The following is a 26,359-nucleotide window of genomic DNA, read 5'->3' as shown; positions in this document are numbered from 1 at the left end:
TTAAATTTTTAAATCTGGTATTTTTTATTATTGCAAAAAAAGATTTATCTAAAAACAAATAAATGCTTTAATATTTATTGATTACTATAAATAAATATGATAGTTAGATAAAATTAAGTGAAAAAATATAATTATAGCAATTAAATCACAAATATGATTCAATCTTTTAGATTGATTGCTCAACATTACAATATTATTGACAATCTTAGTTAAAACCTGTATGGTTTGAATTGGAGGTATAATTATGAGTGAAAAAAAGAAAAAGAAATTTAAGTTTCCTTCAGCTTTTACTGTACTATTTATAGTTTTAGTATTAGCTTCTATTTTAACTTACCTAGTACCAGCAGGTTCTTATGATAGGTTAGAGTATAATAAGGAAGAAAATGTATTCATAAGAAGTGGAGTTGATGGAGAGGAAGAAAAACTTCCAGCAACTCAAGATGTTTTGGATAAGTTAAAAATAACTGTTCCATTAAAAAGTTTTGTCAAGGAAGATATTAAAAAGCCTGTAGCTATACCAGGATCTTACCATAAGCTTGATCAACAACCACAAGGTTTTCTAAAGGTAGCTAGAGCACCAATAGATGGTGTAGCTGATTCTATAGGAATTATTGTTTTTGTATTGCTACTTGGTGGTTGTATTGGAGTTTTAAATAAGACAGGTACTTTTGATGCGGGAATTGCTGCTTTGTCAAAACTAACAAAGGGAAAAGAATTTTTGATGGTTGCAATTTTATCAAGTATTGTTGCTCTTGGTGGAACAACTTTTGGAATGGCAGAAGAAACAATTGCCTTTTATCCTATTTTAATGCCAATATTTTTAGCATCAGGATTTGATGCTATGGTAACAATTGCTGCAATTTATATGGGCTCATCAATAGGAACAATGTTTTCAACAACAAATGCTTTCTCAGTTGTAGTTGCATCAAATGCTGCAGGAATTTCCTTTAAAGAAGGAATGGGTGTAAGAATTATAAGCTTAGTTTTAGCTCAAGCTATTTCTCTTTGGTATATCTATAGATATTCTAAAAAAGTTAAAAAAGACCCATCAAATTCTATAATTGAAGAAGATATGCCTAGAATTAAAGATCAATATCTAAAAGATTATGATCCAGATAATGTAGCACCATTTAATTTTAGAAGAATTGCAATGCTTGTTGTATTTATGCTAGCATTTCCTATAATGATTTATGGTGTTATGAATTTAGAATGGTGGTTTGAAGAAATGTCAACCTTGTTCTTGGTAGTTGGAATTTTATTGATTATTCTATCAGGTTTAGAAGAACAAGATGCAGTTGGATCATTCTTAGATGGAGCAGCAGATCTAGTATCAGTTGCCTTAATCATAGGAGTAGCTAGGGGAATTAATATAATTTTAGATGACGGAATGATTTCAGATACAATGCTTTATGGAGCATCAAATATTATTAGCGGAATAAATGGAGTATTATTCTCATCAGTACAAATGATTTTATTCTCATTCTTGGGAATTTTTATTCCTTCATCATCAGGACTTGCTACTTTGTCAATGCCAATTATTGCTCCACTTGCAGATACAGTTTCTCTTGGAAGAGATGTTGTAGTATCAGCATATAATTTTGGACAAGGTTGGATGGCAATAATAGCTCCAACAGGATTAATTTTGGCAACTCTCGAGATGGTAGATGTTTCATATAATAAATGGATTAAATTTATTGCACCATTAATGGGAATATTGTTAGTATTAGCTATAGTTATGTTAGGAATACAAACTGTAATTTAGAAATGGAGAATCTATGCTAGACAAATTTTTGAAATATGTTAAATTTGATACTCAAAGTGATGACAAAAACGAATCATGTCCATCAACACCAGGACAAATGAAACTTGCAAAAGTTATCGTTGAGGATTTAAAAGAAATTGGAATTGAAAATGCTCATGTAGATGAAAATGGATATGTTTATGCATCAATTGAGGGAACAGTAAAAAATGTTCCTACAATTGGTTTCATTTCTCACATGGATACAGCTTTAGAATTAACAGGTAAAAATGTTAATCCTCAAATTATTGATTCATACAAGGGTGGAGATATTGTTTTAAACGAAAAATATAAATTAAGTGAAGAAGAATATCCATTTTTAAAAGAATTAGTAGGACATAAATTAGTTACAACCGATGGAACAACCTTGCTTGGAGCAGATGACAAGGCTGGAATTGCTATAATTATGGAAATAGCAAAATATTTCATGGAAAATAGAGATTTAAAATTCGGAGATATAAAAATAGGATTTACACCAGATGAAGAAATTGGTAGGGGAGCAGATCTATTTGATGTAGAAAAATTTGGAGCTGACTTTGCCTATACAATTGATGGGGGACCTGTTGCAGAATTAGAATATGAAAACTTTAATGCTGCAACAGCAAAAATTCATATCGAAGGAAAATCAGTTCATCCAGGAGCTGCAAAAAATGTTTTGATAAACGCTCTTCTAGTAGGCCAAGAATTAAATTCAATGCTTCCAGTAAATGAAAGACCAGAATATTCAGAAGGATATGAAGGATTTTTTATGCTAGATGAAATTTATGGAACATCTGCTGAAGTTGATATTGTTTATTTGATAAGAGATTTTTTCACAGACTCATTTAACGAAAAGAAAAAATTATTAGAAGAAATAGTAAATTTCCTAAATAAAAAATATGATGATATAATAGATTTAAAAATAGAAGATTCTTATTACAATATGAAAGAAAAAATCGAGCCATGTATAGAAATTGTTGAGCTTGCAAAAGAATCAATCAAAAAAGCAGGCATGGATCCAATTGTAAAACCTGTAAGAGGTGGAACAGATGGAGCAAGTCTTTCATACAAAGGACTTCCAACACCTAACCTTTTTACAGGTGGATACAATTTCCACGGTAGATATGAAATTTTATCAGTAGATATAATGGAAAAATCACTCGAAGTTCTAAAAAATATTGTAGAGTTAAATGCTAAGGAGAGTAAATAATGGAAAAATTACAACCAGAAAGAGTTTTTTATTATTTTTCAAAATTAATGGAAATTCCAAGACCAAGCTTTCACGAAAAAAAAGTTTCTGATTTTTTAGTAAAAACAGGAAAAGAATTAAATCTTGAAACATATCAAGACGAAAGTTTAAATGTAATTTTGAAAAGAAAAGCATCTAAAGGATATGAAAATGCACCAAAAGTAATTTTGCAAGGTCACATGGATATGGTTGCATCAAAAACAGAAGATTCAAACCATGATTTCCTAAAAGATTCAATAATTCCAGTAATTGATGGAAAATATTTAACTGCAAAAGATACAACTTTAGGAGCAGACAATGGAATTGCTGTTGCTATGGGATTAGCTTTGCTTGAAGATGAAAATTATGTTGGACCACAAATTGAATTATTAGTTACTACAGAAGAAGAAACTTCAATGGCAGGAGCTTTGAACTTGGCAGATGATGTACTTGAAGGAGAATATTTAATAAATATAGACTCAGAAGAAGAAGGAGTCTTAACAGTTGGTTCTGCTGGAGGAATTACAATTTTTGTAGAAGAAAAAATTGGACAAGAAGAACAAAAAGATGGTTATGAAATAAAAGTTTCAGGCTTACTAGGTGGACATTCAGGAATGGATATAAATGACAATAGAGGAAATGCTCTAAAAGTATTTGCATCCATTTTAGATAATTTAAATTCAGATATAACAATAGGAGAATTTACAAGTGGAAGTCTTGATAATATAATTCCATCATCAGGAAGCGTGAAAGTTTATGGAGCAAAATTAGAAGAATTAGAAGAAGCTAAGAAAAATACTCTAGATAAATTTAAAGATGTAAAAGGCGAATTAAAAATAGAAATTAACGAAGCAAGCGGAAAAAGTTATTCAAAAGAATTATCAGAAAAAATAATAAAAATGATAGCAAATGTAGCTTGTGGAACAAATACTATGATGAAAGATGGAGAAACAGTAGAATCCTCAGATAATTTAGCCCTAATAAAAGAAGAAGACGGATTTATTAAAAGTGAAATTTCTTTAAGATCTTCAGATAATGATGCACTAGAAGAATTATCCAAAAAAATCAGGACAGTTATAGAAGATTTAGGAATTAATTATAGAATTGATTCAATATATCCAGGATGGGAATACAAAGAAGATTCAAAACTTAGACCACTAGCTCAAAAAGTATACAAAGAATTTGAAGGAAAAGAATTTGATACGATAGTAATACACGCTGGACTAGAATGCGGAGCATTTTATGAAAAATATCCAAATCTAGATATAATTTCAATAGGACCAAACATAACAGGAGCTCACTCTCCAGAAGAAAAAGTTGAAATAGAATCAGTACAAAGAGTGTATGCATATTTAAAACAATTACTAAAAGAAATTAAATAAGCTAGTAAAAATAATTTTTAATAGATGATGTTTGAAATAGATAAAACTATTTTACACATCATCTTTTTTATTATCTCTTAGAAAACAAAGATTATTATATAATATATCTTTACAAATAATATAATAATGCTATAATAAAATCAAGAGGTGATAATATGGCACAAATAAATTTAAGGGTAGATGATGATGTAAAAAAACAAGCGGAATTAGTATGCAATGATATAGGAATTTCTTTATCAAGTGCTATAAACATTTATTTAAAAAAATTAGGTAGAGAATACAGAATCCCTTTTGATGTTTCAGTAGATCCATTTTATAGTAAAAAAAATATTGAATATCTTGAAGAAAAATTTAGCGAGTATAAAAAAGGAAATATGAAACTTATTGAAAATGAGATAATTGAAGATGAAAATTAAAAGTTTGAAATGGGATTTTGACGCATGGAATGATTATCTATATTGGCAAAAAGCAGATAAAAATAACTTTAAAAGAATTAATCAACTAATCAAAGATATAAAAAGAAATCCATTTGAGGGAATAGGAAAACCAGAACCATTAAAAGAAAATTTAAAAGGGTTATGGAGTAGGAGAATAGATAAAGAGCATAGACTTGTATATTTTATAGATGATGATAGCCTTGTAATTTTCCAATGTAAGTGTCATTATAAATAAATTTAATTATCGTGAGTATTAAAATTTTACTCACGATTTTTTTATTTGGATAATGATAATTTAGAAAGTAGAAATGGTAATTTGATAATTTATAAAAACTAATATAAATTAGCATGAAAATTATATCAAATATTAGATGGTAATATAAAAATATTTAAGTGTTATAATCGTAAAAACAGAGATAAACACCATCTCCACCTATAAGGTTTCACGGACAGTGATTAATCTCTGTTTATTTTAATATACTTAAAAATATAAAGTTTACAAAAAGAAATAATAGAGATACTAACTCACTCCCCCACAAATGCGGAAGGTGGAAAGTACCTCTAATATTAATAATATACTATAAATTCATAAAAAAGTTAACAAAGCACAGGGCGCAACCCAAAGAAAATTCTATTAGGGGGTCACGTATGTGCTTTGTTATTGTAAATAATATAATATAAAATTCAAATTAAATCAATATTTTATTATAAAAAAATAAAACCTTGAAAATCAAGGCTTTAAATATTTATGGTGGAGATGACGGGATTTGAACCCGTGTCCGCACGAGTCTTAATAAAAGCATCTACAAGTTTAGTAAGTATTTGATTTTCATCTAGCACTTATCTACTTACAAATAACTTACTAGACTAGCTTCATGGATACTAAATATACTCAAAGCTTTGTATATTAGTTGCCACATAAAATTATGAAACAAATAAAAACTACTGTGGCTTAATTTTTATTTGCTGCTTGCCTAAATTAGGCAGCTAATGCGAATTGTCTTTCGCTATTATTGTTTGCATTTATATTTAATTTTCAATTTTACGAATTGATAAACGACTTGCAGCTTAAATCTTAACAAGCACGTCGAAACCAAAACATCCCCTTATAATTAACATTTATATTATACTAAAAATTATTTTTATGTCAAAATCTTAATTTTTTATAAAATTATTTATAGTAAATTAAATTATTATTTTTTGGGTATTATTATATTAAGTCATTCAGATTTTTTTAATCATGAAGTAATAGGAGGATTTATGAGAAATAATAATAAAATTGCAGCTATGCTTCTTGCTGGTGGTCAAGGATCTAGATTAAAGGCTCTTACTAAAGAAATGGCAAAACCTGTAGTTCCTTTTGGTGGAAAATATAAAATTATAGATTTTGCTTTGTCAAATGCAACTAATTCAGAAATTAGAGATATTGGTGTTTTAACTCAATATAAACCTCAATTATTAAATAAGCACTTGGGTATTGGTGCAGCATGGGATTATGATAGAAATTTTGGTGGTTTAAGAATTTTAACTCCTTACTACACAGAAGAAGGTGGAAGATGGTTTGAAGGTACTGCTGGAGCAATTTTTGTAAATATTAATTATCTTGATAGTATTGACCCAGAATATGTTTTGATTTTATCTGGAGATCATATTTACAAAATGGATTATACAAAACTTCTTTCTGAACATATGCAAAAAGGTGCTGATGCGACTATTGCAGTTATGGAAGTTGATTGGGATGAGGCATCTAGATTTGGTATTATGAATACTGATGATGAGGGAAGAATTGTTGAGTTTGAAGAAAAACCTGAAAATCCTAAATCAAATCTTGCTTCAATGGGAATTTATATTTTTAATTGGAAAGTTTTAAGAGCTGCTTTGATTGAAGATCATAATAATTCTGAATCTACAAATGATTTTGGTCATGATATTATTCCTTACTTACTAAATAATAATAGAGATTTATTTGTTTATAAATTTGATGGATATTGGAAGGATGTAGGAACTGTAAAATCTTATTGGCAAGCTAATCTTGATTTAATTGATCCTGAAAACCCTCTAAATATTCAAGATGATTCTTGGAAAATATATACAACTGCATTAAATTTGCCTCCTCATAGAGTTGGTAAAAATGGTGTATTAAATGATGCGCTAATAAATGAAGGATGTATTATAGATGGAGAGGTTAATAATTCTGTATTGTTTTCAAATGTAAAAATTGAAAAAAATGCTTGTGTAAATAATTGTGTAATATTATCAGGGGTTACTATAAAAGAAGGTGTAAAAGTATATAATTCTGTAATTACTGAAAATATGGAAATCAGTGAAAATATTGGAGATAAAAATTCTACATCAGTTTATCTTGTAAGTGAAGATGGGATAGAGGAGGAATAAGATGCAAAATATACTTGCTTTAATTTATAGTTCAGAATTTGATGAAAAAAATTATGATACACTTTGTAAATATAGACCTGATTATATGCTACCTTTTGGTTGTAGGTATAGGGTTATAGATTTTACTTTATCTAATATAACAAATCACAATATATCAAGTGTTATTTTATATGGTGGAGAACCTCTAAGATCAACTCTTGATCATGTAGGAGATGGAAGAAATTGGGAATTAAATAGAAGAAGCGGTGGTTTGATGATTAATCCGCCAGTATATTTAAGGTCAAGACTTGCTAATGAAATAGAAACCTACTACAACACGATGAAACATTTTATGAGAAATAAACGTGAGTATGTTTATATTACAAATCCAATGTATATTTCTAAGGTAAATATTTCAGATGCTTATGAAAAAATGCAAGATGAAAATTTGGATGCTTTAATTTTTACTCAAAAAAAGAATGATGAGTATGGATATTATTTGAATAGAAGAATTATTAATACTGACGAAAATGAAAATCCAGTTAGTGTTGGAATTAATCTTGGACTTGAAGAAGAAATAAATTTATTTACAGGTTCAATATTGATTAAAAAAGATATTTTTATGGATCTTCTTAGATATTCAATTGAAAAAAATAATGCTACAAATGTACTTGATGCTTTATTCAAATATCCAAAGAAAAAATCAATTGGTCTTTATAAATCAAAAGAAAGTTTGAGTGTTATTATGGATACTTTGACATACTTTGAAGCTAGTTTTAATTTGTTAGATAGGGACTTTTTTGATGAAATTTTCTATGAACAAGGAATGGTTTATACAAAAAGCAAAGACGAGCCTTCAACTGAATATTTAAAAGGTTCTAAAGTAAGAAATTCTTTGGTAGCAAATGGAGCAATAATAGAAGGAGAAATTGAAAATTCTATTATTTTTAGAGGAGTTACAGTTAAAAAAGGTGCAGTAATCAAAAATTCAATTATTTTCCAAAATTCTGAGATAGGCGAAGGTGCAATTTTAAATCACGTTATAACTGATAAAGACACAAAAGTTTTTGAAGATGTTAAACTATTTGGAAACAGAACCCATCCTTACTTAACAGATAAGGGAGAACACATTAACTAAGGGGTGTAAGATGAAAGTATTATTTTTAACAAGTGAAGCTGATCCTTTTATAAAAACAGGAGGTCTTGCAGATGTAGCAGGTTCTTTGCCAAAAGAACTTGCAAAAAAAGGTATCGATATAAGAGTTGTTATGCCTTTGTATTCAAGTATTGATGATATTTATAGAAAAAAGATGAAAAAAATAAAAGATTTTTATGTAGATCTTGATTGGAAACATCAATACGCTGGAATTTTTAGCCTAAAATGGGAAGGCGTTACATTTTATTTTATAGATAATCTTGAATATTTTGACAGACCAAACGCATACGGCTATGACGATGATGCTGAAAGATTTATATTTTTCTCAAAAGCTGCTACCTTATTAGGAAAAGAAATTGATTTTAAACCAGATATAATTCATGCTAATGATTGGCACACAGCTTTGGTAAATATTTATGTAAATGATTTTAGAAAAGGCGATCACTATTTTGATGATATAAGAACTTTATTTACTATTCATAATTTAAAATACCAAGGAGTTTTTGATTCGGGATATTTAACCTTAACAGGACTTGATGGTTATTATTTTAATGAACATGATTTAAAATATTTTGATGCCATTAATTTTATGAAAGGCGGAATTGTTCATTCAACAGCTTTTAATACTGTAAGTGAAAATTATGCCCAAGAAATCAAATATCCATTTTATGGGGAAGGTCTTGATGGAATAATTAGAGAATATCAAAACAAGCTTTCAGGAATTGTAAATGGAATAGATTATGATTTGTGGAATCCAAAAACTGATAAAAATATTTTCAAAAATTATGATATAAAATCTTTGGAAAATAAAATAGAAAATAAGATGAAATTACAAGAAGAATATGGACTCCCAGTTAATAAAGATGTGCCAATGATTGCAATTTGTTCAAGGCTTACATCAATGAAAGGATTTGATCTTGTAAGATATATATTGGATGAATTATTACAAGAAGATATTCAATTGGTTGTATTGGGCACAGGAGATTATACTTACGAAGAAATGTTTAAGTATTTTGAGTGGAAATATCCTGACAAGGTTGCTGCAAGAATTTATTATGATGGAAAAGAAAGTCATAAATTATATGCGGCTAGCGATTTATATATGATGCCATCAATATCAGAGCCTTGTGGAATTAGTCAATTAATTGCTATGAGATACGGATCTTTACCAATTGTAAGAGAAGCTGGTGGTTTAAAAGATACAGTAAAACCTTACAATAAGTATACTGGAGAAGGAAGTGGATTCTCATTTGAAAATATAAATGCTCACGAATTACTTTTTGCAAGCAAAAATGCAATTGATTTATACAAAAATAATAGAGAGGCTTTTGATAAACTTGTAGTTAATGCAATGAAAGAGAAAAATGATTGGGAAGAATCTTCTAAAAAATATATAAAATTATACGAAGATATTAAGGCTTAGAATGGAAAAAAATAATAATAATTTTATCTTAAAAAGAATACAAAATTTTTTGTATTCTTTTTATGCTAAAGAAACAGATGATGCGAGATTAAGTGAAATTTATGATGGGCTTGTAAAAGCTTTGATGCAAGATATAGGAAAAAATTGGACAAAGTCAAAAAAATTTTTAAAAATAAAGAAGTTTACTTACTATCTTTTGAATATAATCCAGGAAAATTTATTGAAAGCGCTATTGAATCCTTAGACTATACTGATGAAGTTAATAAGTGTCTTGATAGTTTAAATATTTCTATGGAAGATTTGGTTAATTATGAAAAAGAAGCAAGTCTTGGAAATAGCGATATAGGTATTGGCTCTTGGTATTTGATGAAAGAATTAAGTAAAAATAAAATAAAATCAATGGCCTATGCTTTAAGATATGAAAGCGGAGGGATGAAACAGGAAATAAGAGAAGGTAGGCAATTTGTAAATCCTAACGAGTGGTTATATAGGGGAAATAAATGGGAACATAAAAAAGATTTCTCTTATATTTTAAATATTCAAGATAAAGAAGTCAAAGCTGTTGCTTATGATATGCCAATTTTTAATAATGAAAATAATTTTGTTAATAGTTTAAGATTATGGAAATCTGAATCTATAAATAAAATAGATTACTTAAATTTAAAAAGTGGAGATTTAAAAAGTGCTTACGACGATTATATAAACAACAATTCTCTTACTCAATTTTTGTACTTAGATAATTCGACCTATGAAGGAAAAATTTTTAGGCTAAAACAAGAATATTTTTATTGTGTATCTTCTATTCAAGATATTTTTAGAAGATATTTTAAAAGGAATTTTGAAATAAAAAATATTAAAAATAAGATCAAAATTGTCCTTGCAGACATACATCCTTCCTTAGCAATAGTAGAATTTATTAGAAGTTTGCACCAAGGTTATAATTTAGAAATCGAAGAATGTGTAGATATTTCTAGAAAAGTTTTCGATCATATTGGATTTTTGGTTACTCCAGATTCTAGGGAGAGCTATGATATTTCTATGATAAAATCAATTGATGAATCTTTTTTTGATATAGTTATAAAATTAAATGACTATGCAAAAATAAATTTCAACTTACCAATAATTGAAAATAACCAATTGCAATATGATAGGTTAAATTATTTTTTTGCTGAAAAATATTTTTATTTGTCTAAAACAATTGTTGAAAACTATAAGGATAGGTCAGATAATTTTTCACATTTAAATTTTGGGATTGATAGGTATTTGTACGCAAAATCAAACAATAAAAATTTAAAAAAATTGCTTGAAAATTATAATATTAATATTAGTGATAAAAATAGCATAGAAAAATTGGAAAAATTAAAAAATAATATGGATTTTTATGATGAAGTTGAAGATGTTAAATACAAAAATAAACTTCAATTAATTGATTATTTTAAAATAAATGAAACTGAGCCTATAAATCCATATTCTATATTTGATATGCAACTTACTATGTTTCATGAGGCAAAAAGACAACTTCTTAGTGCAATATGTATAGCAAGCATGTATTATAAGTTGAAAGATAATTCAAATATTTTAATTCCACCAACAACTTATATATTTTCTGGAAAAGCCAGTGATGGATATTTTATGGCAAAAGAGATAATAAAATTCATTTTGGCATTAAAATATATGTTGGATAAGGACAAGCTAATCAAAGAAAAATTAAAAATAATTTTTATTGAAGATTTAAATGTTGAAAAACTTAGGAAAATTTATCCTGCTTGTGATATTTACAGCAATTTAACTCTTCCTTTATACGATAATCAAAGTTTTCATATGCTAAATTCTATTTTTAATTTTTCAAATATTATTTCAGCAAAGGGTGGAATACTTACAAATATTCAAAAAGAAAATAAAATTTATACTTTTGCAGATGACTACAAAAAAATCGAAAATATTAAAGAAGAAAATTCATATAATGCTCGCGAATTCTATTATAAAAATGATATAATCAAAACAACGATTGATAACTTAATCAATGAAGATTATAGTAATTTGCCTTATAATTTTAAAAATATATATGATTATTTAATTTCATATAATGATTCATTTTTTATTTTCAAAGATCATGAACAACTATTGGAAAAAAGACTTGAAATGGGCATGGATTACCTAGATAAGAAAAAATGGATTGATAAGGAAATTGATAATATTTTGTGGGCGAATGAATTTAATCTTGATAAAAATTTTGAAAAATTGAAATAGGAAATATGACATATAATTACGAAGAAATTAAGGATATAAAATTAGGGGCAACATATACAAAAAAATATACAGAATTTAGAGTTTTTGCTCCAAATAGAAAAAAAATAGATTTATTAATAACAGATGATTATAGAAAAATAAGAAAAGAAAAATTTTCTATGGTCAAAACAAAATTTGATATATTTTATTGTAAAATTGATAAAGATTTGGATGGATTTTTTTACTCATATTTGGTTGAGGATAAATACGAAGTAACAGATCCTTACTCAAAGGCGTCATCTATCAATAGCTTGATGTCAGCTGTAGTTGATTTTGAAAAGACAAATCCAAAAAACTTTAAAAAATTTGCCCCGAAAATTTGTGAAAATAAGGCAATAATTTATGAATTGAATGTAAAAGATTATACTGCAAATAAAAATTCAAATGTAAAATACAGGGGAAAATTTCTTGGTCTTTGTGAAGAAAATACAAAATTTAAAGGACATACAACCGGATTAAGCCATTTAAAAGAAATGAATGTGACTCACATACAACTTTTACCAGTTTATGATTTTATTTCCACTTTCGAAGAAAATGAGAAATTTTTTGATGATGATAATTACAATTGGGGCTATGATCCAGAATTGTATTTTAATGTAGAAGGTTCTTATGCTACAAATCCATACAAAATAAAAAGAAGAATCTATGAATTTAAAGAAATGGTAAATAAAATTCACGAAAATGGAATGAATGTTGTTATGGACGTTGTATATAATCATACATTTAAAACCATAGATTCAAATTTGGAAATTTTAGCACCAAATTATTATCATAGAAAAAATCAAGATGGATATTTTTCTAATGGTTCGGGAGTTGGAAATGAGCTTTCAAGTGAAAAAGCTTTTGTAAGAAAATTGATTATAGATTCCTTGAAACATTGGGTAAATGAATATGATATTGATGGATTTAGATTTGATTTGATGGCTTTGATTGATATTGACACAATAAAAATTGCAATAAAAGAATTGAAAAAAATAAAACCCTACATAATTATTTATGGAGAGCCTTGGATGGGAGGAGAATCAGTCTTACCTATTGAAAAACAAATTCTTATAGGAAGTCAAAAATCCAATGGCTTTGCAGTTTTTAATGATAGATTTAGAAATGCAATTAGGGGAGATAATGATGGATATTCAAAAGGATTTATCCAAGGAAATTTTACATTAAAAAATGAAATTGAAATAGGAATTAGCGGAAGTATTAATTTTGATGAAAAAAGAATTGGAGTTGCAGATGATGCAAGCGAAGTTATAAATTATTTTGCATGTCATGATAATCTCATTTATTACGATAAGTTAAAAATTTCTTTAACAAATCATGAAAATATTGATTCTATATCAAGACTTGGATTTGCAATTTTGTTTTTATCATTTGGCAAGCCATTTATATATGAAGGAACTGAATTTAATAATTCAAAATCAAATAACAGCAATTCATATAATTCGAGCCTTGATATAAATGGAATAAATTGGCAAGATAAAATTGATAATTTGGAAACTTTTACTTATGTAAAAGAGCTTATTGAATTGAGAAAAAAATTAGAAGTTTTTGACTTATATAAAAGCGAAGATATAAAAAAAGTTTTAACTTTTGTTGATGGACTAGAAGATTTCTTGATAGCTTATAAAATAAATTTTGAAAATAAAAAAATTATTTAGTATTTAATGCTTTAAAAAATGATTATGAACTTGATGATATAACAAGAAATAAAATATTTAATGAGCAAAGAGAACTTGTTAAAATATTTGATAAAAAGGGTAAAATTAATAAAAGATTAAATGTTTCTGATATAAAAAAAATCAGTAAATATTCTGTAAACGTATATGTAGGAGGAAAATATTATGGATTATAAAAAAGTTTATGAATCTTGGTTAAATAATGAATTTTTTGACCAAGACACAAGAGATGAATTAAAAAATATTGAAAATGATGAGAATGAAATTGAAGATAGATTTTATCAAGAGTTGGCATTTGGAACTGCAGGACTAAGAGGGAAATTAGGTGCTGGAACAAATAGAATGAACCAATATACAGTTGCCAAAGCAAGCCAAGCCTTTGCTGATACAATATCAGATATGGGCGAAGACGCAAAAAAAAGAGGAGTTACAATTTGTTATGACGTTAGACACAAATCTGATGAATTTTCAAAAATAACAGCTGAAGTCTTTGCCGCAAACGGAATTAAAGTAAATATTTTCAAAGAAATTCAACCAACACCAGTTTGTTCATACGCTATAAGAAAATTAAAATCTATAGCTGGAGTAATGGTAACAGCAAGCCACAATCCAAGAGAATATAATGGATACAAGGCTTATGGTTCTGATGGAAGTCAAATTCTTGAAGATATTGCAGTACAAATTCAAAATTATATGAAAGAATATGATGATTATTCAAAAATAAAAAGAATTGATTTTGACAAGGCAATGGATGAAGGATTAATTTCATGGATAGACGATTCATTAATAGAAGATTATGTAAAAGAAGTTTTGGCTTGTACAATTAACGATGACGTAGACAAGAAAGTAAAAATTGTTTACACTCCATTAAATGGTTGTGGAAATAAATTGGTAAGAAGAATACTTAAGGAAAGAGGATTTGAAAATATTTATATAGTAAAAGAACAAGAAAATCCAGATCCTGATTTTACAACAGTAGGTTATCCAAATCCAGAAGATCCAAAAGCATTTAAATTATCAGAAAAATTAGGAGAAGAAAAAGAAGCAGATTTGTTGCTTGCAACAGATCCAGACTCAGATAGATGTGCAGTTGAAGTTAAAGATGAAAAAGGAAACTATCAATTTTTAACAGGAAATCAAATTGGATCATTGCTTACAAATTATATTTTGACAGCTCTAGATGAAAATAATGAATTGCCAGAAGATGGAGCAGTTGTAAAAACTATTGTATCTACAGATTTAATTAAACCAATTGCAAAAAGCTATGGGGTTGAAGTCTATGAAGTTTTGACAGGATTTAAAAATATTTATGAAGTAGCAAATGAATTCGAAAGAAAAGGCAAAGGCGAATTTATTTTTGGATTTGAAGAAAGTATAGGATATAATTACAAAACATTTGTCAGAGATAAGGATGCGGTAAATTCTGCTATGCTTATTAGCGAAATGACAGCTTATTATAAAGATAAAGGTAAAACTTTGTTAGATGTATTGGATGATATATATGAAAAATTTGGATATTATTCAAACGAAGTTCAATCAATAGTTCTTGAAGGACTTGATGGAGCAAATAAAATTAAAAGAATAATGGAAACAATAAGAAACAATCCAATTGAAGAAGTAATAGGACTTAAAGTTAAAAACATAGTTGATTACTTAAATGATGATACAGGGTTGTCAAAATCAAATGTATTAAAATATTATCTAGAAGATGATTCATGGTTTGTATTAAGACCATCAGGAACAGAGCCAAAAATTAAATTATACCTAAATGTAATAGAAAAAAGTAAAAAAGAATCAGAAATTAAAAAAGATAAATTGAAAGATGAAGTAAATAAAATAATTGATAAAATTGACTAAAAATTTAAAATTAAAGTGCCATGGATGTAAATTAATTCCTGGCACTTTTTTTATTTTGTTTAGATAAGCAGAAAAAATAAGCTAAAAAATATTGTGATTTTAAATCAAATTTTAAAACAAATTTATCTAAGGCTTTTATATTAGATATTTTTAATAAGGATATTTTAAAGAATTTTAAATTTCTGATAAAATAAGTAAACAGGAAGTAAGGAGGTTTTATGGATCAATTTTTTAACTTTATAGATAAAGTATTTTCTATTCAAGTTTTTGGAAATTTAACTTTATATCAATTATTATCAACAATTTTAAAATATGTATTTGTTGTTATTGTTTTGTACTTTATCTATTCAATTATTAGAATAATATATTATGATGTTAGATATGCTATTAAAAAAGAGCAAATATCTGATACGTATTTACAATTCATAAATCAAAATCAAGAACACAAATTTAAAGTACAAGAATATTATTATATTGGAGACAATAATACTATTGGAAGAGATGATAAAAATACTATTTGTATAAAAGACAAATTTTTATCAAGTTTTCATGCGAGAATTATTTTAGACCAAGGTATTTATTTTTTGGAAGATATGAACTCTTCTAATGGAACTTTTTTAAATGATGAAAGAATTAATGAAGCGATAGAATTAAAAACAAGGATATTATTAAATTTGGAGAACTTAAATTCTTATTTATAAACGGTGATGAAGATGATTAAAAATGAAAATATAAATATCACCAGGCAAAGACAATATAAAAATTCTGCTTTATTTCTTTTATTTGTATTTGAATTTTTAAGTTTAAGTTTGTCAATGATTTACAATGCTAAACATTTACAAAGCAGAGATTTCTATTCCTATTTAACAATACTAATTACAACAATACTATCTACAGTTTTGGCTAATAAATTTACAAGAAGCGATAGTATTTTATTACTTATAGTAAATATGTTGTTTTCAATTGGCGTTGCTATGATTTATAGACTAGATCCTACTTTAGGAAAAAAGCAATTGTTGTTTTATATAATTGGTGTGGTTGTATTTTTTATTACCTATTTTATATTGCCAAAAATAAAAAATTGGGATGATTATATTATTTTTTATTTCGTAATTTCTATAGTTTTATTTATGGCAACTTTGGTATTTGGTTTTGCATCTGGTGGTGCGAAAAACTGGATTGTAATTGGCCCTATTACCATACAACCATCAGAATTTATTAAAATTCCTTTTATATTTTTTGTGGCAAGCTTTTATACAAATTACAATAAATATAGAAAAAAAGCATTTGGTAAGTATTATTTGAATATTGGAATTTACTTTTTTATTTTGATGTTTTTTATTCAAAAAGAATTGGGAACAGCTTTAATTTTTTTTGGGACAATGATTTTGACACAATTTGTTTATGAAAGAGATAGAAAGCTTATTCTTTTGAACGTAATATTTACAATTTTGGGAGCTATACTTGCATATTTTTTATTTTCTCATATTAGAGTAAGGGTACAAACATGGCTTGATCCATGGTCTGTTATTGACGATAAGGGTTACCAAATTACTCAATCATTATTTGCTCTTGCAAGTGGTGGACTATTTGGAACAGGAATAGGCTTGGGTAGACCTGATTATATTCCAGTTGCAGAAAGTGATTTCATTTTTCCTGCAATTTGTGAAGAATATGGGATTTTTATGGGAATTGCAGTAGTTTTATTGTTCTTGATTTTAGTTTATAGGGCAATAAAAATTGCTCTTCAACAAGAAAATAAATTCTTTTCAATACTTGCTTTTGGTATAGGGGGGCTTTTTGCGCTTCAAACCTTGATAATTTTAGGTGGAGTTTTAAAACTTATTCCATTAACAGGTGTTACTCTTCCATTTATTTCTGCAGGAGGCTCCTCAATGGTATCAGGTTTTATTTTATTAGCCTGCCTACAATATTGTGGTCAAAAAATAGAAAATGGTGATGATAATGAAAAAGAAGAAAGATAAGCAAAAGCCATTTATTCAAAAAATCTTAGATATGGAAAAAAAACAAAGATTAAAAGACGAAGATAACAAACATATATTAGAAAAATCAACTATGAATAAAAGATTAATATATGTTATGATGCTTTTTATTCTTTTGTTTTTATCTATAGTTTTATATTTGGTATATTTTCAATTATTTAAAGCTCAAACTCTAGCTGATAACAGTCATAATAAAAGAAATTGGGTAAATGAAAATGTAATTAAAAGAGGAAATATTTACGATAGAAATGGAAATCTTTTAGTATATAATGAAAAAGATGAAAATGGAAATAATATAAGAGTTTATAAAAATGGAAAAATAAATTCGGCTTTTACTGGATATAATTCAATTAAGTATGGAAAAAGTGGTTTAGAAAAAACTTACAATAAAGAATTATTAGATATTTCAGACCAACCAACATCAAAAATAAGGGATATGGTAGAAAAATCTGGAATTGGAAATAATTTGAATCTAACGATTGACCAAACAATTCAAAAAATAGCTTATGAAAGCTTAGGCGATCATATTGGCTCTATTGTCGTTATGGATCCAAGAAATGGAGAAGTTTTGGCAATGGTTTCAAAACCATCTTATGATCCAAACAGTCTAGACCAAGATTGGGATATGTTAATTCAAAATACAAATGCACCTTTGCTTAATAGGTCCAGTCAAGGAATTTATAGACCTGGTTCTTCAATGAAGATTGTTACTGCTAATGCAATATTAGAAAGTAAATTAAATACTCATTATAACGATACAGGAAAAGTTAAAATTCAAGGATATGATATAGAAAATTATGGTGGATATTCTTACGGGAATTTAAATTTACGATCAGCGTTTTTAAATTCTGTTAATACTTATTTTGCATCAAAAACAGATGAATTAGGTAAAGATTTTTATAAACAAATAGCTGAAAAATATATGTTCAATAAGGATTATAAGTTCGATATAGAAAAAATAAATTCCAAAATTCCATTTGATGATTTAAATCAAGTTGATTTAGCTATGACAGGATTTGGATATGGTAAGACAGAAGTTACTCCGCTTCACATGGCAATGATTGCATCTACAATTGCTAATAATGGAAAAATGATGCAACCAAGACTTGTAAAAAATGTTGTAAACAAAGATGGAAAAATAATAAAAGAAAGTGAAAGTAAAGTTATATCAGATGTTACAAGTGTAGAAAATTCTAATTATATTAGAGATTTTATGGTTGATGTTGTAAATAGAGGAACGGGAACAAATGCATACACCAGAACTGTACAAATAGCAGGAAAAACTGGAACAGCTGATAAAAAAAACGGAGCAACAGATGCTTGGTTTGTTGGATTTGCTCCAGCTTATCAACCTAAATTAGCTTTTGCTATTGTTATTGAAGATTCTGATGATACGGCAGGAATTACAGCTGCTCCAATTGCAGGAGAGTTAATTACAAGTATTGTAAATAACGTCAATCTAAATTAAAATAATTAAAAAATGCTTTGGTATAAAAAAATATATCCAAAGCATTTTTATTGTGATTAAATAGTTATAATTAAAAAAATTTACAAAAGCTTATTTTTTATATTAGACCAATAATGGTTTTTATTTAAAATAAGCTTTTTTAGTTCCTTATTAGAAATTCTTGTGCTTATTTTAAAACTATTTGTCTTATATTCTTTGCCATCAAACAAAAAAACTGTGTGATAATTATCTCTTTTGCTTACGTTAATTTCGATTTCAGCATTTTTTGGCAAAATTATTGGTGCTTTTAATGACCTATTTAAACTTGAAAAAATAGGAGCGATTGGTGTAAGTTGAAAGCCCTCAAGAGATTGGTGCAAAATTGCACCGTTTGATGATAAGTTATAAGCTGTTGAACCATGAGGAGTAGATATTATTAGACCATCTCCTGAAAAATTTTCTATAAAATTTCCGTCAATGAAAAGTCTAAGCCTTACAATTTGATTTCTATTGCTTTTTACTACAACTTCATTTACAGCATTAATTTTATTATTACCAATATTTGATTCGAGAATTGCAAGTTTTTCCATATAATAATTTTTTTCAGATAATCTTCTTACAAAATCTTCAATATTGTCAGGATTTACTTCTTGATAGAAACCTAAGTGTCCTGTGTTTATACCTATAAAAGGAATTTGAGAAAATTTTGAAAGCTTTACAGCGTTTAAAAACGTTCCATCTCCTCCAATAACAAGGTTTAAGCAAGCGTTTGGATCATAGTTATTAGAAATTTCATATCCAAAATCTTTTAATATTGCTCTAGTTTTATTATAAATATTTTTAGTATATCTAGATTTATTTTTGAAAATATTAATCGTTTTATTCATTGTTACTTACCTTTCTTAAGATATAATTAATTATAACATAAAAAAATTTTTGAGGAAAAAATGAAATATATTGAATTTAAAACAGATAGAAAGATTAGTTTAAAAAAATTCTTGTTAGATAAGAATATTTCAAATAGGGCTTACAAAAAAATAATTAAAAATTCTATCTTGGTTAATGACAAAAAAATAGAAAAAAATATTAAATTAAATCCAGATGACAATATTAAAATAATTATTGAAGATGAAATTCTTAATTATGAGCCGATAAATAAAGAGCTTGAAATTTTATATGAAGATCAAGATATAATTGCTATAGACAAAGACGCAAATCTTACTGTAAATTCTAAAGGTCAAGAAAGTTTGGCAAATTATATTAGCTATTATTTTTTGAAAAATAATATAAAATCTCAAGTTAGATTTATAAATAGGCTAGATATGAATACATCAGGAATTATTTTGATTGCAAAAAATCCTTATGCCCAAGCATATTACCAAAAATTGATAGAAAATAATGATTTTAATAAAGAATATTTGGCGCTTGTAGAAGGGAATTTAGAAATAGATAAAACAATTTTTTTGAAGATAAATTATGATGAAAATAATAAAAAAATGAAAATAGCAGATGAAGGCTATGAAATAAAAACATATTTTAAAAATATAAAATTATACGATAAATTTTCCTTAATTTATTGCAAAATTTATACAGGCAAAACTCATCAAATTAGAATTTCCTTATCAAATTTAAATCATCCAATAATTGGAGATAAACTTTATGGTTCAAAATATAAATTGGATAGGTTTTTATTGCATTCATACAAGGTAAGTTTTATAAGATTTAGAGATGAAGAAAAAATAACGATATTATCACGACCAAATTTTGATAAATATTTAAATTCTAGCCTTTTAAGAGGCGATAGCTAATTTGCAATTATGCTTTTCATGATATATAATAAAGGTATTCCAAGGGGCAAGGTCCAAATTTAAACCTACAACATTTATAAGGGATTGCGGAGTTTTGACTTTGATGGCAAGCCTCCTTTGAGTGGAAGTCAGATATTTCAAACAGCAAACCCACCTTCACTTACGCGAAGGTATTAAATAATAGGGCCGCCTTGGATTTTTTTTATATTTTGTTGTTTTTATCCAATAGTGGGTATAAATTTATAAGAACAAAAATTTAAAAAATAATAAATAAGGAGAGTTAATATGAGTATAGCTGATTATATTGAAAGTAAAGCACAAAGAAAACAAAGAGAAATTAAATATGAAATTTGGAAAATGAAAAATCATGATAGCAGAATGAGAGCTCAAGGAGCTTTGGTTGGAGCTGTTGCAGGAGTTGCTGCTGGTTTATTACTTGCACCAAAATCTGGTAAAAATTTAAGAAAAGATATAGTTAATTCTGTTGATAACACAATTAATCAAGTTAAAGATACAACAAATGATTTTGTAGAAAGTGCTAAAGAATCATACGTTGATTTTAAAGATAGAGCATATACAGAACTACAACCAATTGAAGAAGGCTTTGAAGAAGGAAAAAAAGTAGTTAAAGATACTTATGAAAAAACAAAAGCAAATCTAAAAGATAATGCAAAAGATGTTAAAGAAGAAGCTGAAAAATTAAAAGAAGATGCTAAAGACGTTAAAGATGCTGCAAAAGAAGGCGCAAAAGAAGCTAAAAAAGACGTCAAAGAGGGCAAAGAAGAAGTTAAAGAAGTAGCAGAAGATACTAAAAAGAAAGCTGGAGAAGTAAGAAGAGCAGAAGATAAAAAAAATAAGTAAGGAGTAGATAATGGTTACCATAAATTTAAGATTAATAGGAGATATTATCTTAGTATTAGTAGGCATAATCGCTATTGTATTTCTTGCTATGTTTTTGAAAAAAGCATCAGGTTTGGTTCAATCTATTCAAAAAATTGTTGACAAAAATGAAGATAATTTAGATAATGTAATAAATAAACTACCAAACTTGGTTGATCAAGCAAATATTTTAGTAGAAAATGTAAATGGATTAGTTTCTGATCCTAACCTAAAAATGGCTATATCCAATGCAAATCTGGCTATTTCTAATGTAAGTGATATAACTGTAGATATAAAAGATACAGTGAACTATTTTGGAGAAAGCGTAATAGATACAACTGATACATTTGGAGAAGGAATTGCTTCAATAAATGATTATGCGTCATTAATTATGGATGTGTTTGATATAGTTAGAAGCGTAATATCAGGAAGATAGGCCATCATTTGATGGCCTTTATTATTGTTTAATAATGAAAGGAGCATATATGGCACAACCTACAATTAAAGATGTAGCAAAACTTGCAGGTGTATCAATTTCCACTGTATCGAGAGTAATGAATGATTCAAAACCTGTTAGTCCTGAAGCAAGAAAAAAAGTACTAGATGCAATTAACAAATTGGATTTTAAACCTAACGAACTAGCAAGAAGTTTGGTTATGAAAAAATCTAATCTAATTGGTGTAATAGTTGAAGATATTGGAATTGAATATATGGCTCAACTAATTAGAGGCGTTGAAGAAATTGGTCACTTGTATAAATACGATATAATTCTTTCAAGTACTTATGGAGATGATAATTCTCTAGAAAATGCGATAGACTTTTTGTCAACAAAACAAGTTGAAGGAATTGTAGTAATAAGTGAAGATATTTCTGCAGAAATTCTAGTTAAATTGAGAGATAATAAAATACCATTTTTATTATTAGATAAATTCCACGATTTCAAAAAAATAAACACTGTAAAAATAGATTATGAAAAAGAAGAATATGAATTAACAAAATACTTATATGAACAAGGGCATGAAAATATTGCTTACGTTACTTTAAAAGAACATAATTATTTAACTGATATAAAAATCAAAGGATATGAAAAATTTGTTAATGAAAATAATTTAAAATCTATTATTATAGAAGCTGATGGAAAAAATAGTGATGATGGGTATAATATTGGGGAAGAAGTTATATCTCAAGCTAAAAGTGAAAATGTAAGTGCTATAAGCTTTTATAACGATCAAACTGCAGTTGGATTTATTTCATATTGCTATGATAACAATATAAAAATTCCAGAAGATTATTCAGTAGCAGGATTTGGAAATTTTGAAATTTCTAGAGTATACAGACCAAAATTAACTACTGTTTCTATACCAAATTATGATATAGGAGCAATAGGAATAAGGGCTTTGATTAAAAGAATAAGAGGCGAAGAAGATATACTAGAAAATGATTGGGTTTTGGATGCTCAATTAATAGAAAGAGATAGTACAAAAAGCATTAGTTGAATGTAACTTATTTAAATGTTAAAATAATAATATAATAATTTAGGAGGCAATTATGGCAGAAAGAAAAATTGTTGTAACTAACGAAACAGGTCTTCACGCAAGACCAGCAGCATCTTTGGTTCAATTTGTAAAAAATTACCCAGGTGATGTAAAATTAGTTAAAGATGGAAAAGAAGCTAACGCAAAAAGCATTTTCAATGTTATGAGTCTTGGAATTTCAAAAGGTACAGAAATTGGTATCATAGTTGAAGGCGAAGACGAAGAAGCATTTGCAGATAAATTAACTGATTTTATAGATAACTTATCAGAATAATTAATTAAGGGGTACATCAAGTACCCCTATATTTTTATAATAGAAAGGAAATTTAAGATATGTCTAATAAACTAAAAGGTATTATAGCTTCAAATGGAGTTGCTATTGCAAAGCTTTTTCTATTTAGTAAAGAAGAATTAGTTATTGATAAGTCAAATATTAGTGATCAAGATAAAGATTTACACGTTAAAAAAGTAGAAGATGCTATCAGTTCCTATTTCAACGACTTAGATTACAAAGAAAAAAATGAACAAAATGAAGAAGTTTTAAATATTGTTAGAGCACATAAGGAATTATTACAAGATCCTTATTTTGTAGATACAATCAAAGAAAAAATTCAAAATGAAAATAAAAATTCTGAGCTTGCTACAAATGAAACAGTTGAGCAAATGGTAATGGTTATGTCAGCTCTAGAAGATGAATATTTAAAAGAAAGAGCTGATGACTACAAAGATATAGGATTTCAAGTTCTTTGCAAAATTAAAAATGTTGTACCTAAAGATTTGTCAAAATTAGATGAAGAATGCATTATTATTTCTAAGGAACTTACACCTTCTGATACATCAAATATGGATAAGGAAAAAGTTTTAGGATTTGCAACAGACCTTGGAGGAAAAACTTCTCACGTTTCAATAATTGCACAAAATTTAGATATTCCAGCGCTTGTAGGTATGCAAGATGTTTCAAGTAATATTAAAGGCGAAGAGCTAGCAATAATTGATGGAAATCAAGGAATTTTAATTGTAGATCCTAGCGAAAAAGAAATAGAAGATTATAAAAATTTAATTGAAAAAGAAAAAGAAGAAAAACAAAGACTTGAAAAAGTTAAAAATCTAGAAGCTAAAACTTTGGATGGTAAAGTTTGTGAAGTTTCTGCAAATATTGGAAATATTGAAGATTTAAAAGTAGCAATTGAACATGGTTGCGATGGGGTTGGTTTATTTAGAACAGAATTTTTATATATGGAAAATGATCATTTCCCAACAGAAGAAGAACAATATGAAGTTTACAAAGAAGCTACACAAATGCTTGGAGAAAAACCTTTGGTTGTAAGAACTTTAGATATAGGTGGAGATAAGGGGCTTGATTATTATGATTTTCCAAAAGAAGAAAATCCATTCTTAGGTTACAGAGCAATTAGATTTTGCCTAGACCACCAAGATATTTTTAAAGACCAATTAAGAGCTTTACTAAGAGCATCAGCTTATGGAAATTTAAAAATAATGCTTCCTTTTGTAATTTCAACTGATGAAATAAAACAAACTAGACTAATACTTGAAGAATTGAAAAAAGACCTTGATAAAGAGGGAATTGCTTATAATAAAGACATAGATCTTGGAATTATGGTTGAAACATCAGCTTCAATTATTATGGCAGATAAATTAATAAAATATTCTGATTTCTTTTCAATAGGAACAAATGACCTTACCCAATACACCTTAGCTTGTGACAGAGGAAATGAAAATATTTCAGATATTTATAACAATTTTAATCCAGCAGTAATTAGATCTATTAAACATGTTATTGATGAAAGTCACAAAGCTGGAAAATGGACTGGAATGTGTGGACAATTTGCCTCAGATACAAAGGCAACAAAACTATTGTTAGGACTTGGATTAGACGAATTTTCAGGCTCAGCTTCAAAACTTCCAAAAGTTAAAGATATTATTTTAAATTCTAATTTTAAAGAAGAAGAAAAATTTGCCTTAACTATTTTAGATTTAGAAGATGTTAAAGATGTTGAGGAGTCAATAGAAAAACATAATTAATGGATAAAAAAATGAATGATAAATCTCTAGATATTATTAAAAGAACCAAATTTTTTACAGATAAAATTAAAAATATATCTTCAATCGAGGATATTTCATCTAATAAAATTAGAGTGATTTCAAATGAAAAATCTTATGTTTTGGGTTTGTATTCAATGGATGATTTTGATAAATTAAAAAAGAAGAAATTATTAATAATTATCTAAAAAGTATAGATTTATTAGATACTTTGGATTTATTTGAAATAGGAATAATGCCAGATATTAACAAATCTTACAAAATATTTGAGTACAGGGATGAAATTTCCTTGGGAGATTATTTAGATAAGCTTAAAAAAGATGAAATATATAATATTGGTATAAAATTTGGTAAAATTCTAAAAAATATTCATATCAAAAAAATTGATGAGTATGATGGATTTGATTGGTATAAAAATGTAGATACAAAAGTCAATTTCTTACTTTATAGGCATGGGTTAAATAAGATTAATGATAATAACGATTATATTTTGATTGATTATTTGACCTCAAATAAATATATATGCAAAAATACTGCATTTAATTCTTTGTATCAAAATATTAGTGAAAAAAATATTAGGATATTTGATGATGGGGAAATTGATATTAGAGGCTTAAAAGAAATTAAAATTGGAGATGGAGTTAGTGATTTTGTAAATATAAATAAAATTGCTATAAAATATCCTGAATTTGCCAAAGGAGTTCTTGATTCTTATCATAACGATGAAGTGATTTCAAGAAAATTTTATAGGCTATTAAGTTTCTACCAAGTTTATTATATTCTAGAATCTTTGGTTGATATTAGAGATAAAAAAGAACCATATTTAAATGAGCAAGAAATTGAAGCGATTTTAAATATGTATGATAATTTTTCAGAAATCATTCCTACATGGGCAAAATAAATTTTATAAAGAGGCTAAGAAAGTAAATTTTTTTAGCCTTTTATTTTTTTGTAAATTAAAATCAAATTTTGATTTATTGTAGAAAATTAAAAAATATGATAAAATTTATATAAATATTTACAAAAGG

22 protein-coding genes, 2 other RNA genes and 1 pseudogene are annotated in these 26,359 nt (G+C 27.0%); 23 read left to right on the top strand and 2 right to left on the bottom strand.

The annotated features are described in order from the left end of the window. The first annotated feature begins 244 nt into the window (after positions 1-244). From HGAG_RS02305 to HGAG_RS02285, 5 genes are all read left to right on the top strand, one after another. Positions 245-1,762, top strand: coding sequence for a YfcC family protein (locus HGAG_RS02305; RefSeq protein ID WP_019117742.1), 1,518 nt, complete (start codon positions 245-247; stop codon positions 1,760-1,762). 13 nt (positions 1,763-1,775) lie between these two features. Beyond that, positions 1,776-2,987, top strand: a complete 1,212-nt coding sequence (gene pepT / locus HGAG_RS02300) for a peptidase T (RefSeq protein WP_019117741.1) — start codon at positions 1,776-1,778, stop codon at positions 2,985-2,987. Further along, positions 2,987-4,387, top strand: coding sequence for a beta-Ala-His dipeptidase (gene pepD, locus HGAG_RS02295; protein ID WP_019117740.1), 1,401 nt, complete (start codon positions 2,987-2,989; stop codon positions 4,385-4,387). Before pepT ends, pepD begins: the two co-directional genes overlap by 1 nt. Before the next feature lie 155 nt (positions 4,388-4,542). After that, entirely contained in the window at positions 4,543-4,803 is a 261-nt protein-coding gene (locus HGAG_RS02290) for a type II toxin-antitoxin system RelB/DinJ family antitoxin (RefSeq protein ID WP_019117739.1), read from the top strand. Next, positions 4,793-5,059, top strand: a complete 267-nt coding sequence (locus HGAG_RS02285; RefSeq protein ID WP_019117738.1) for a Txe/YoeB family addiction module toxin — start codon at positions 4,793-4,795, stop codon at positions 5,057-5,059. The genes HGAG_RS02290 and HGAG_RS02285 overlap by 11 nt, the downstream gene beginning before the upstream one ends. A 514-nt stretch (positions 5,060-5,573) precedes the next feature. Here the strand turns inward: HGAG_RS02285 and ssrA are convergent. Continuing rightward, positions 5,574-5,930: a transfer-messenger RNA gene (gene ssrA / locus HGAG_RS11195) on the bottom strand. Positions 5,931-6,084: 154 nt separating this feature from the next. On the opposite strand from ssrA, the gene HGAG_RS02280 reads away from it, so the two are divergent. The 9 genes and pseudogenes from HGAG_RS02280 (at position 6,085) to HGAG_RS02240 (ending at position 19,069) form a co-directional block, all read left to right on the top strand. Next, positions 6,085-7,218, top strand: a complete 1,134-nt coding sequence (locus tag HGAG_RS02280) for a glucose-1-phosphate adenylyltransferase (protein ID WP_019117737.1) — start codon at positions 6,085-6,087, stop codon at positions 7,216-7,218. Between the two features lies 1 nt (position 7,219). After that, positions 7,220-8,335 (top strand): glucose-1-phosphate adenylyltransferase subunit GlgD, encoded by a 1,116-nt coding sequence (gene glgD, locus HGAG_RS02275; RefSeq protein ID WP_004838726.1) that lies wholly within the window; start codon positions 7,220-7,222, stop codon positions 8,333-8,335. A 10-nt stretch (positions 8,336-8,345) separates the two neighbouring features. Then, a complete protein-coding gene (gene glgA, locus HGAG_RS02270; RefSeq protein WP_019117736.1) occupies positions 8,346-9,776 on the top strand; it encodes a glycogen synthase GlgA in 1,431 nt (476 codons plus the stop codon). Between the two features lie 144 nt (positions 9,777-9,920). Beyond that, positions 9,921-12,026, top strand: a complete 2,106-nt coding sequence (locus HGAG_RS10445; protein WP_244263798.1) for a glycogen/starch/alpha-glucan phosphorylase — start codon at positions 9,921-9,923, stop codon at positions 12,024-12,026. Between the two features lie 5 nt (positions 12,027-12,031). Further along, positions 12,032-13,723, top strand: coding sequence for a type I pullulanase (pulA, locus tag HGAG_RS10440; RefSeq protein ID WP_019117735.1), 1,692 nt, complete (start codon positions 12,032-12,034; stop codon positions 13,721-13,723). Positions 13,724-13,906: 183 nt separating this feature from the next. Then, the gene (locus HGAG_RS02255; protein WP_019117734.1) at positions 13,907-15,598 is read left to right on the top strand and encodes a phospho-sugar mutase; all 1,692 of its coding nucleotides are present in this window, start codon (positions 13,907-13,909) and stop codon (positions 15,596-15,598) included. Between the two features lie 218 nt (positions 15,599-15,816). After that, positions 15,817-16,319, top strand: a pseudogene (locus tag HGAG_RS10435) (FHA domain-containing protein). Continuing rightward, positions 16,306-17,583, top strand: a complete 1,278-nt coding sequence (locus HGAG_RS02245) for an FtsW/RodA/SpoVE family cell cycle protein (protein ID WP_026074031.1) — start codon at positions 16,306-16,308, stop codon at positions 17,581-17,583. The pseudogene HGAG_RS10435 and the gene HGAG_RS02245 overlap by 14 nt, the downstream one beginning before the upstream one ends. Then, positions 17,564-19,069, top strand: a complete 1,506-nt coding sequence (locus tag HGAG_RS02240; protein ID WP_019117732.1) for a peptidoglycan D,D-transpeptidase FtsI family protein — start codon at positions 17,564-17,566, stop codon at positions 19,067-19,069. The genes HGAG_RS02245 and HGAG_RS02240 overlap by 20 nt, the downstream gene beginning before the upstream one ends. An 80-nt stretch (positions 19,070-19,149) precedes the next feature. On the opposite strand, the gene HGAG_RS02235 is transcribed toward HGAG_RS02240, so the two are convergent. After that, entirely contained in the window at positions 19,150-19,935 is a 786-nt protein-coding gene (locus tag HGAG_RS02235) for an NAD(+)/NADH kinase (RefSeq protein ID WP_004838735.1), read from the bottom strand. Positions 19,936-19,995: 60 nt separating this feature from the next. Between HGAG_RS02235 and HGAG_RS02230 the strand changes: the two genes are divergently transcribed. From HGAG_RS02230 to HGAG_RS10430, 9 genes are all read left to right on the top strand, one after another. Continuing rightward, positions 19,996-20,856 (top strand): RluA family pseudouridine synthase, encoded by an 861-nt coding sequence (locus HGAG_RS02230; RefSeq protein WP_019117731.1) that lies wholly within the window; start codon positions 19,996-19,998, stop codon positions 20,854-20,856. A 33-nt stretch (positions 20,857-20,889) separates the two neighbouring features. Beyond that, a non-coding RNA gene (gene ssrS, locus HGAG_RS11190) (6S RNA) lies at positions 20,890-21,058 on the top strand. An 83-nt stretch (positions 21,059-21,141) separates the two neighbouring features. After that, positions 21,142-21,717, top strand: coding sequence for a YtxH domain-containing protein (locus HGAG_RS02225; RefSeq protein WP_004838737.1), 576 nt, complete (start codon positions 21,142-21,144; stop codon positions 21,715-21,717). 10 nt (positions 21,718-21,727) lie between these two features. Continuing rightward, a complete protein-coding gene (locus HGAG_RS02220) occupies positions 21,728-22,171 on the top strand; it encodes a hypothetical protein (RefSeq protein ID WP_004838738.1) in 444 nt (147 codons plus the stop codon). Positions 22,172-22,220: 49 nt separating this feature from the next. Further along, on the top strand, positions 22,221-23,231 hold the full coding sequence (locus tag HGAG_RS02215; RefSeq protein ID WP_019117730.1) for a LacI family DNA-binding transcriptional regulator: 1,011 nt from the start codon (positions 22,221-22,223) through the stop codon (positions 23,229-23,231). 52 nt (positions 23,232-23,283) lie between these two features. Continuing rightward, entirely contained in the window at positions 23,284-23,544 is a 261-nt protein-coding gene (locus HGAG_RS02210; protein WP_004838740.1) for an HPr family phosphocarrier protein, read from the top strand. Between the two features lie 59 nt (positions 23,545-23,603). Continuing rightward, positions 23,604-25,313, top strand: a complete 1,710-nt coding sequence (gene ptsP / locus HGAG_RS02205) for a phosphoenolpyruvate--protein phosphotransferase (protein WP_019117729.1) — start codon at positions 23,604-23,606, stop codon at positions 25,311-25,313. After that, positions 25,313-25,519: a hypothetical protein gene (locus tag HGAG_RS11860; protein WP_019117728.1), complete on the top strand. Its 207-nt coding sequence runs from the start codon at positions 25,313-25,315 to the stop codon at positions 25,517-25,519. The genes ptsP and HGAG_RS11860 overlap by 1 nt, the downstream gene beginning before the upstream one ends. A gap of 47 nt (positions 25,520-25,566) precedes the next feature. Further along, on the top strand, positions 25,567-26,232 hold the full coding sequence (locus tag HGAG_RS10430) for a hypothetical protein (protein WP_019117727.1): 666 nt from the start codon (positions 25,567-25,569) through the stop codon (positions 26,230-26,232). The last annotated feature ends 127 nt before the right edge of the window (positions 26,233-26,359 follow it).

The organism is Anaerococcus obesiensis ph10 (genome assembly GCF_000311745.1).
GTDB classification, from domain to species: Bacteria; Bacillota; Clostridia; order Tissierellales; family Peptoniphilaceae; genus Anaerococcus; species Anaerococcus vaginalis.
The sequence above is the reverse complement of the archived record's forward strand: the minus strand, read 5'-3'. Positions and strand labels throughout refer to the sequence as shown.

Excerpts from the sequence above, each read along its gene's own strand:
- HGAG_RS02305 (WP_019117742.1), top strand. The coding sequence starts at position 245 with ATGAGTGAAAAAAAGAAAAAGAAATTTAAGTTTCCTTCAGCTTTTACT.
- pepT (WP_019117741.1), top strand. The coding sequence starts at position 1,776 with ATGCTAGACAAATTTTTGAAATATGTTAAATTTGATACTCAAAGTGAT.
- pepD (WP_019117740.1), top strand. The coding sequence starts at position 2,987 with ATGGAAAAATTACAACCAGAAAGAGTTTTTTATTATTTTTCAAAATTA.
- HGAG_RS02290 (WP_019117739.1), top strand. The coding sequence starts at position 4,543 with ATGGCACAAATAAATTTAAGGGTAGATGATGATGTAAAAAAACAAGCG.
- HGAG_RS02285 (WP_019117738.1), top strand. The coding sequence starts at position 4,793 with ATGAAAATTAAAAGTTTGAAATGGGATTTTGACGCATGGAATGATTAT.
- HGAG_RS02280 (WP_019117737.1), top strand. The coding sequence starts at position 6,085 with ATGAGAAATAATAATAAAATTGCAGCTATGCTTCTTGCTGGTGGTCAA.
- glgD (WP_004838726.1), top strand. The coding sequence starts at position 7,220 with ATGCAAAATATACTTGCTTTAATTTATAGTTCAGAATTTGATGAAAAA.
- glgA (WP_019117736.1), top strand. The coding sequence starts at position 8,346 with ATGAAAGTATTATTTTTAACAAGTGAAGCTGATCCTTTTATAAAAACA.
- pulA (WP_019117735.1), top strand. The coding sequence starts at position 12,032 with ATGACATATAATTACGAAGAAATTAAGGATATAAAATTAGGGGCAACA.
- HGAG_RS02255 (WP_019117734.1), top strand. The coding sequence starts at position 13,907 with ATGGATTATAAAAAAGTTTATGAATCTTGGTTAAATAATGAATTTTTT.
- HGAG_RS02245 (WP_026074031.1), top strand. The coding sequence starts at position 16,306 with ATGAAGATGATTAAAAATGAAAATATAAATATCACCAGGCAAAGACAA.
- HGAG_RS02240 (WP_019117732.1), top strand. The coding sequence starts at position 17,564 with ATGAAAAAGAAGAAAGATAAGCAAAAGCCATTTATTCAAAAAATCTTA.
- HGAG_RS02235 (WP_004838735.1), bottom strand. The coding sequence starts at position 19,935 with ATGAATAAAACGATTAATATTTTCAAAAATAAATCTAGATATACTAAA.
- HGAG_RS02230 (WP_019117731.1), top strand. The coding sequence starts at position 19,996 with ATGAAATATATTGAATTTAAAACAGATAGAAAGATTAGTTTAAAAAAA.
- HGAG_RS02225 (WP_004838737.1), top strand. The coding sequence starts at position 21,142 with ATGAGTATAGCTGATTATATTGAAAGTAAAGCACAAAGAAAACAAAGA.
- HGAG_RS02220 (WP_004838738.1), top strand. The coding sequence starts at position 21,728 with ATGGTTACCATAAATTTAAGATTAATAGGAGATATTATCTTAGTATTA.
- HGAG_RS02215 (WP_019117730.1), top strand. The coding sequence starts at position 22,221 with ATGGCACAACCTACAATTAAAGATGTAGCAAAACTTGCAGGTGTATCA.
- HGAG_RS02210 (WP_004838740.1), top strand. The coding sequence starts at position 23,284 with ATGGCAGAAAGAAAAATTGTTGTAACTAACGAAACAGGTCTTCACGCA.
- ptsP (WP_019117729.1), top strand. The coding sequence starts at position 23,604 with ATGTCTAATAAACTAAAAGGTATTATAGCTTCAAATGGAGTTGCTATT.
- HGAG_RS11860 (WP_019117728.1), top strand. The coding sequence starts at position 25,313 with ATGGATAAAAAAATGAATGATAAATCTCTAGATATTATTAAAAGAACC.
- HGAG_RS10430 (WP_019117727.1), top strand. The coding sequence starts at position 25,567 with ATGCCAGATATTAACAAATCTTACAAAATATTTGAGTACAGGGATGAA.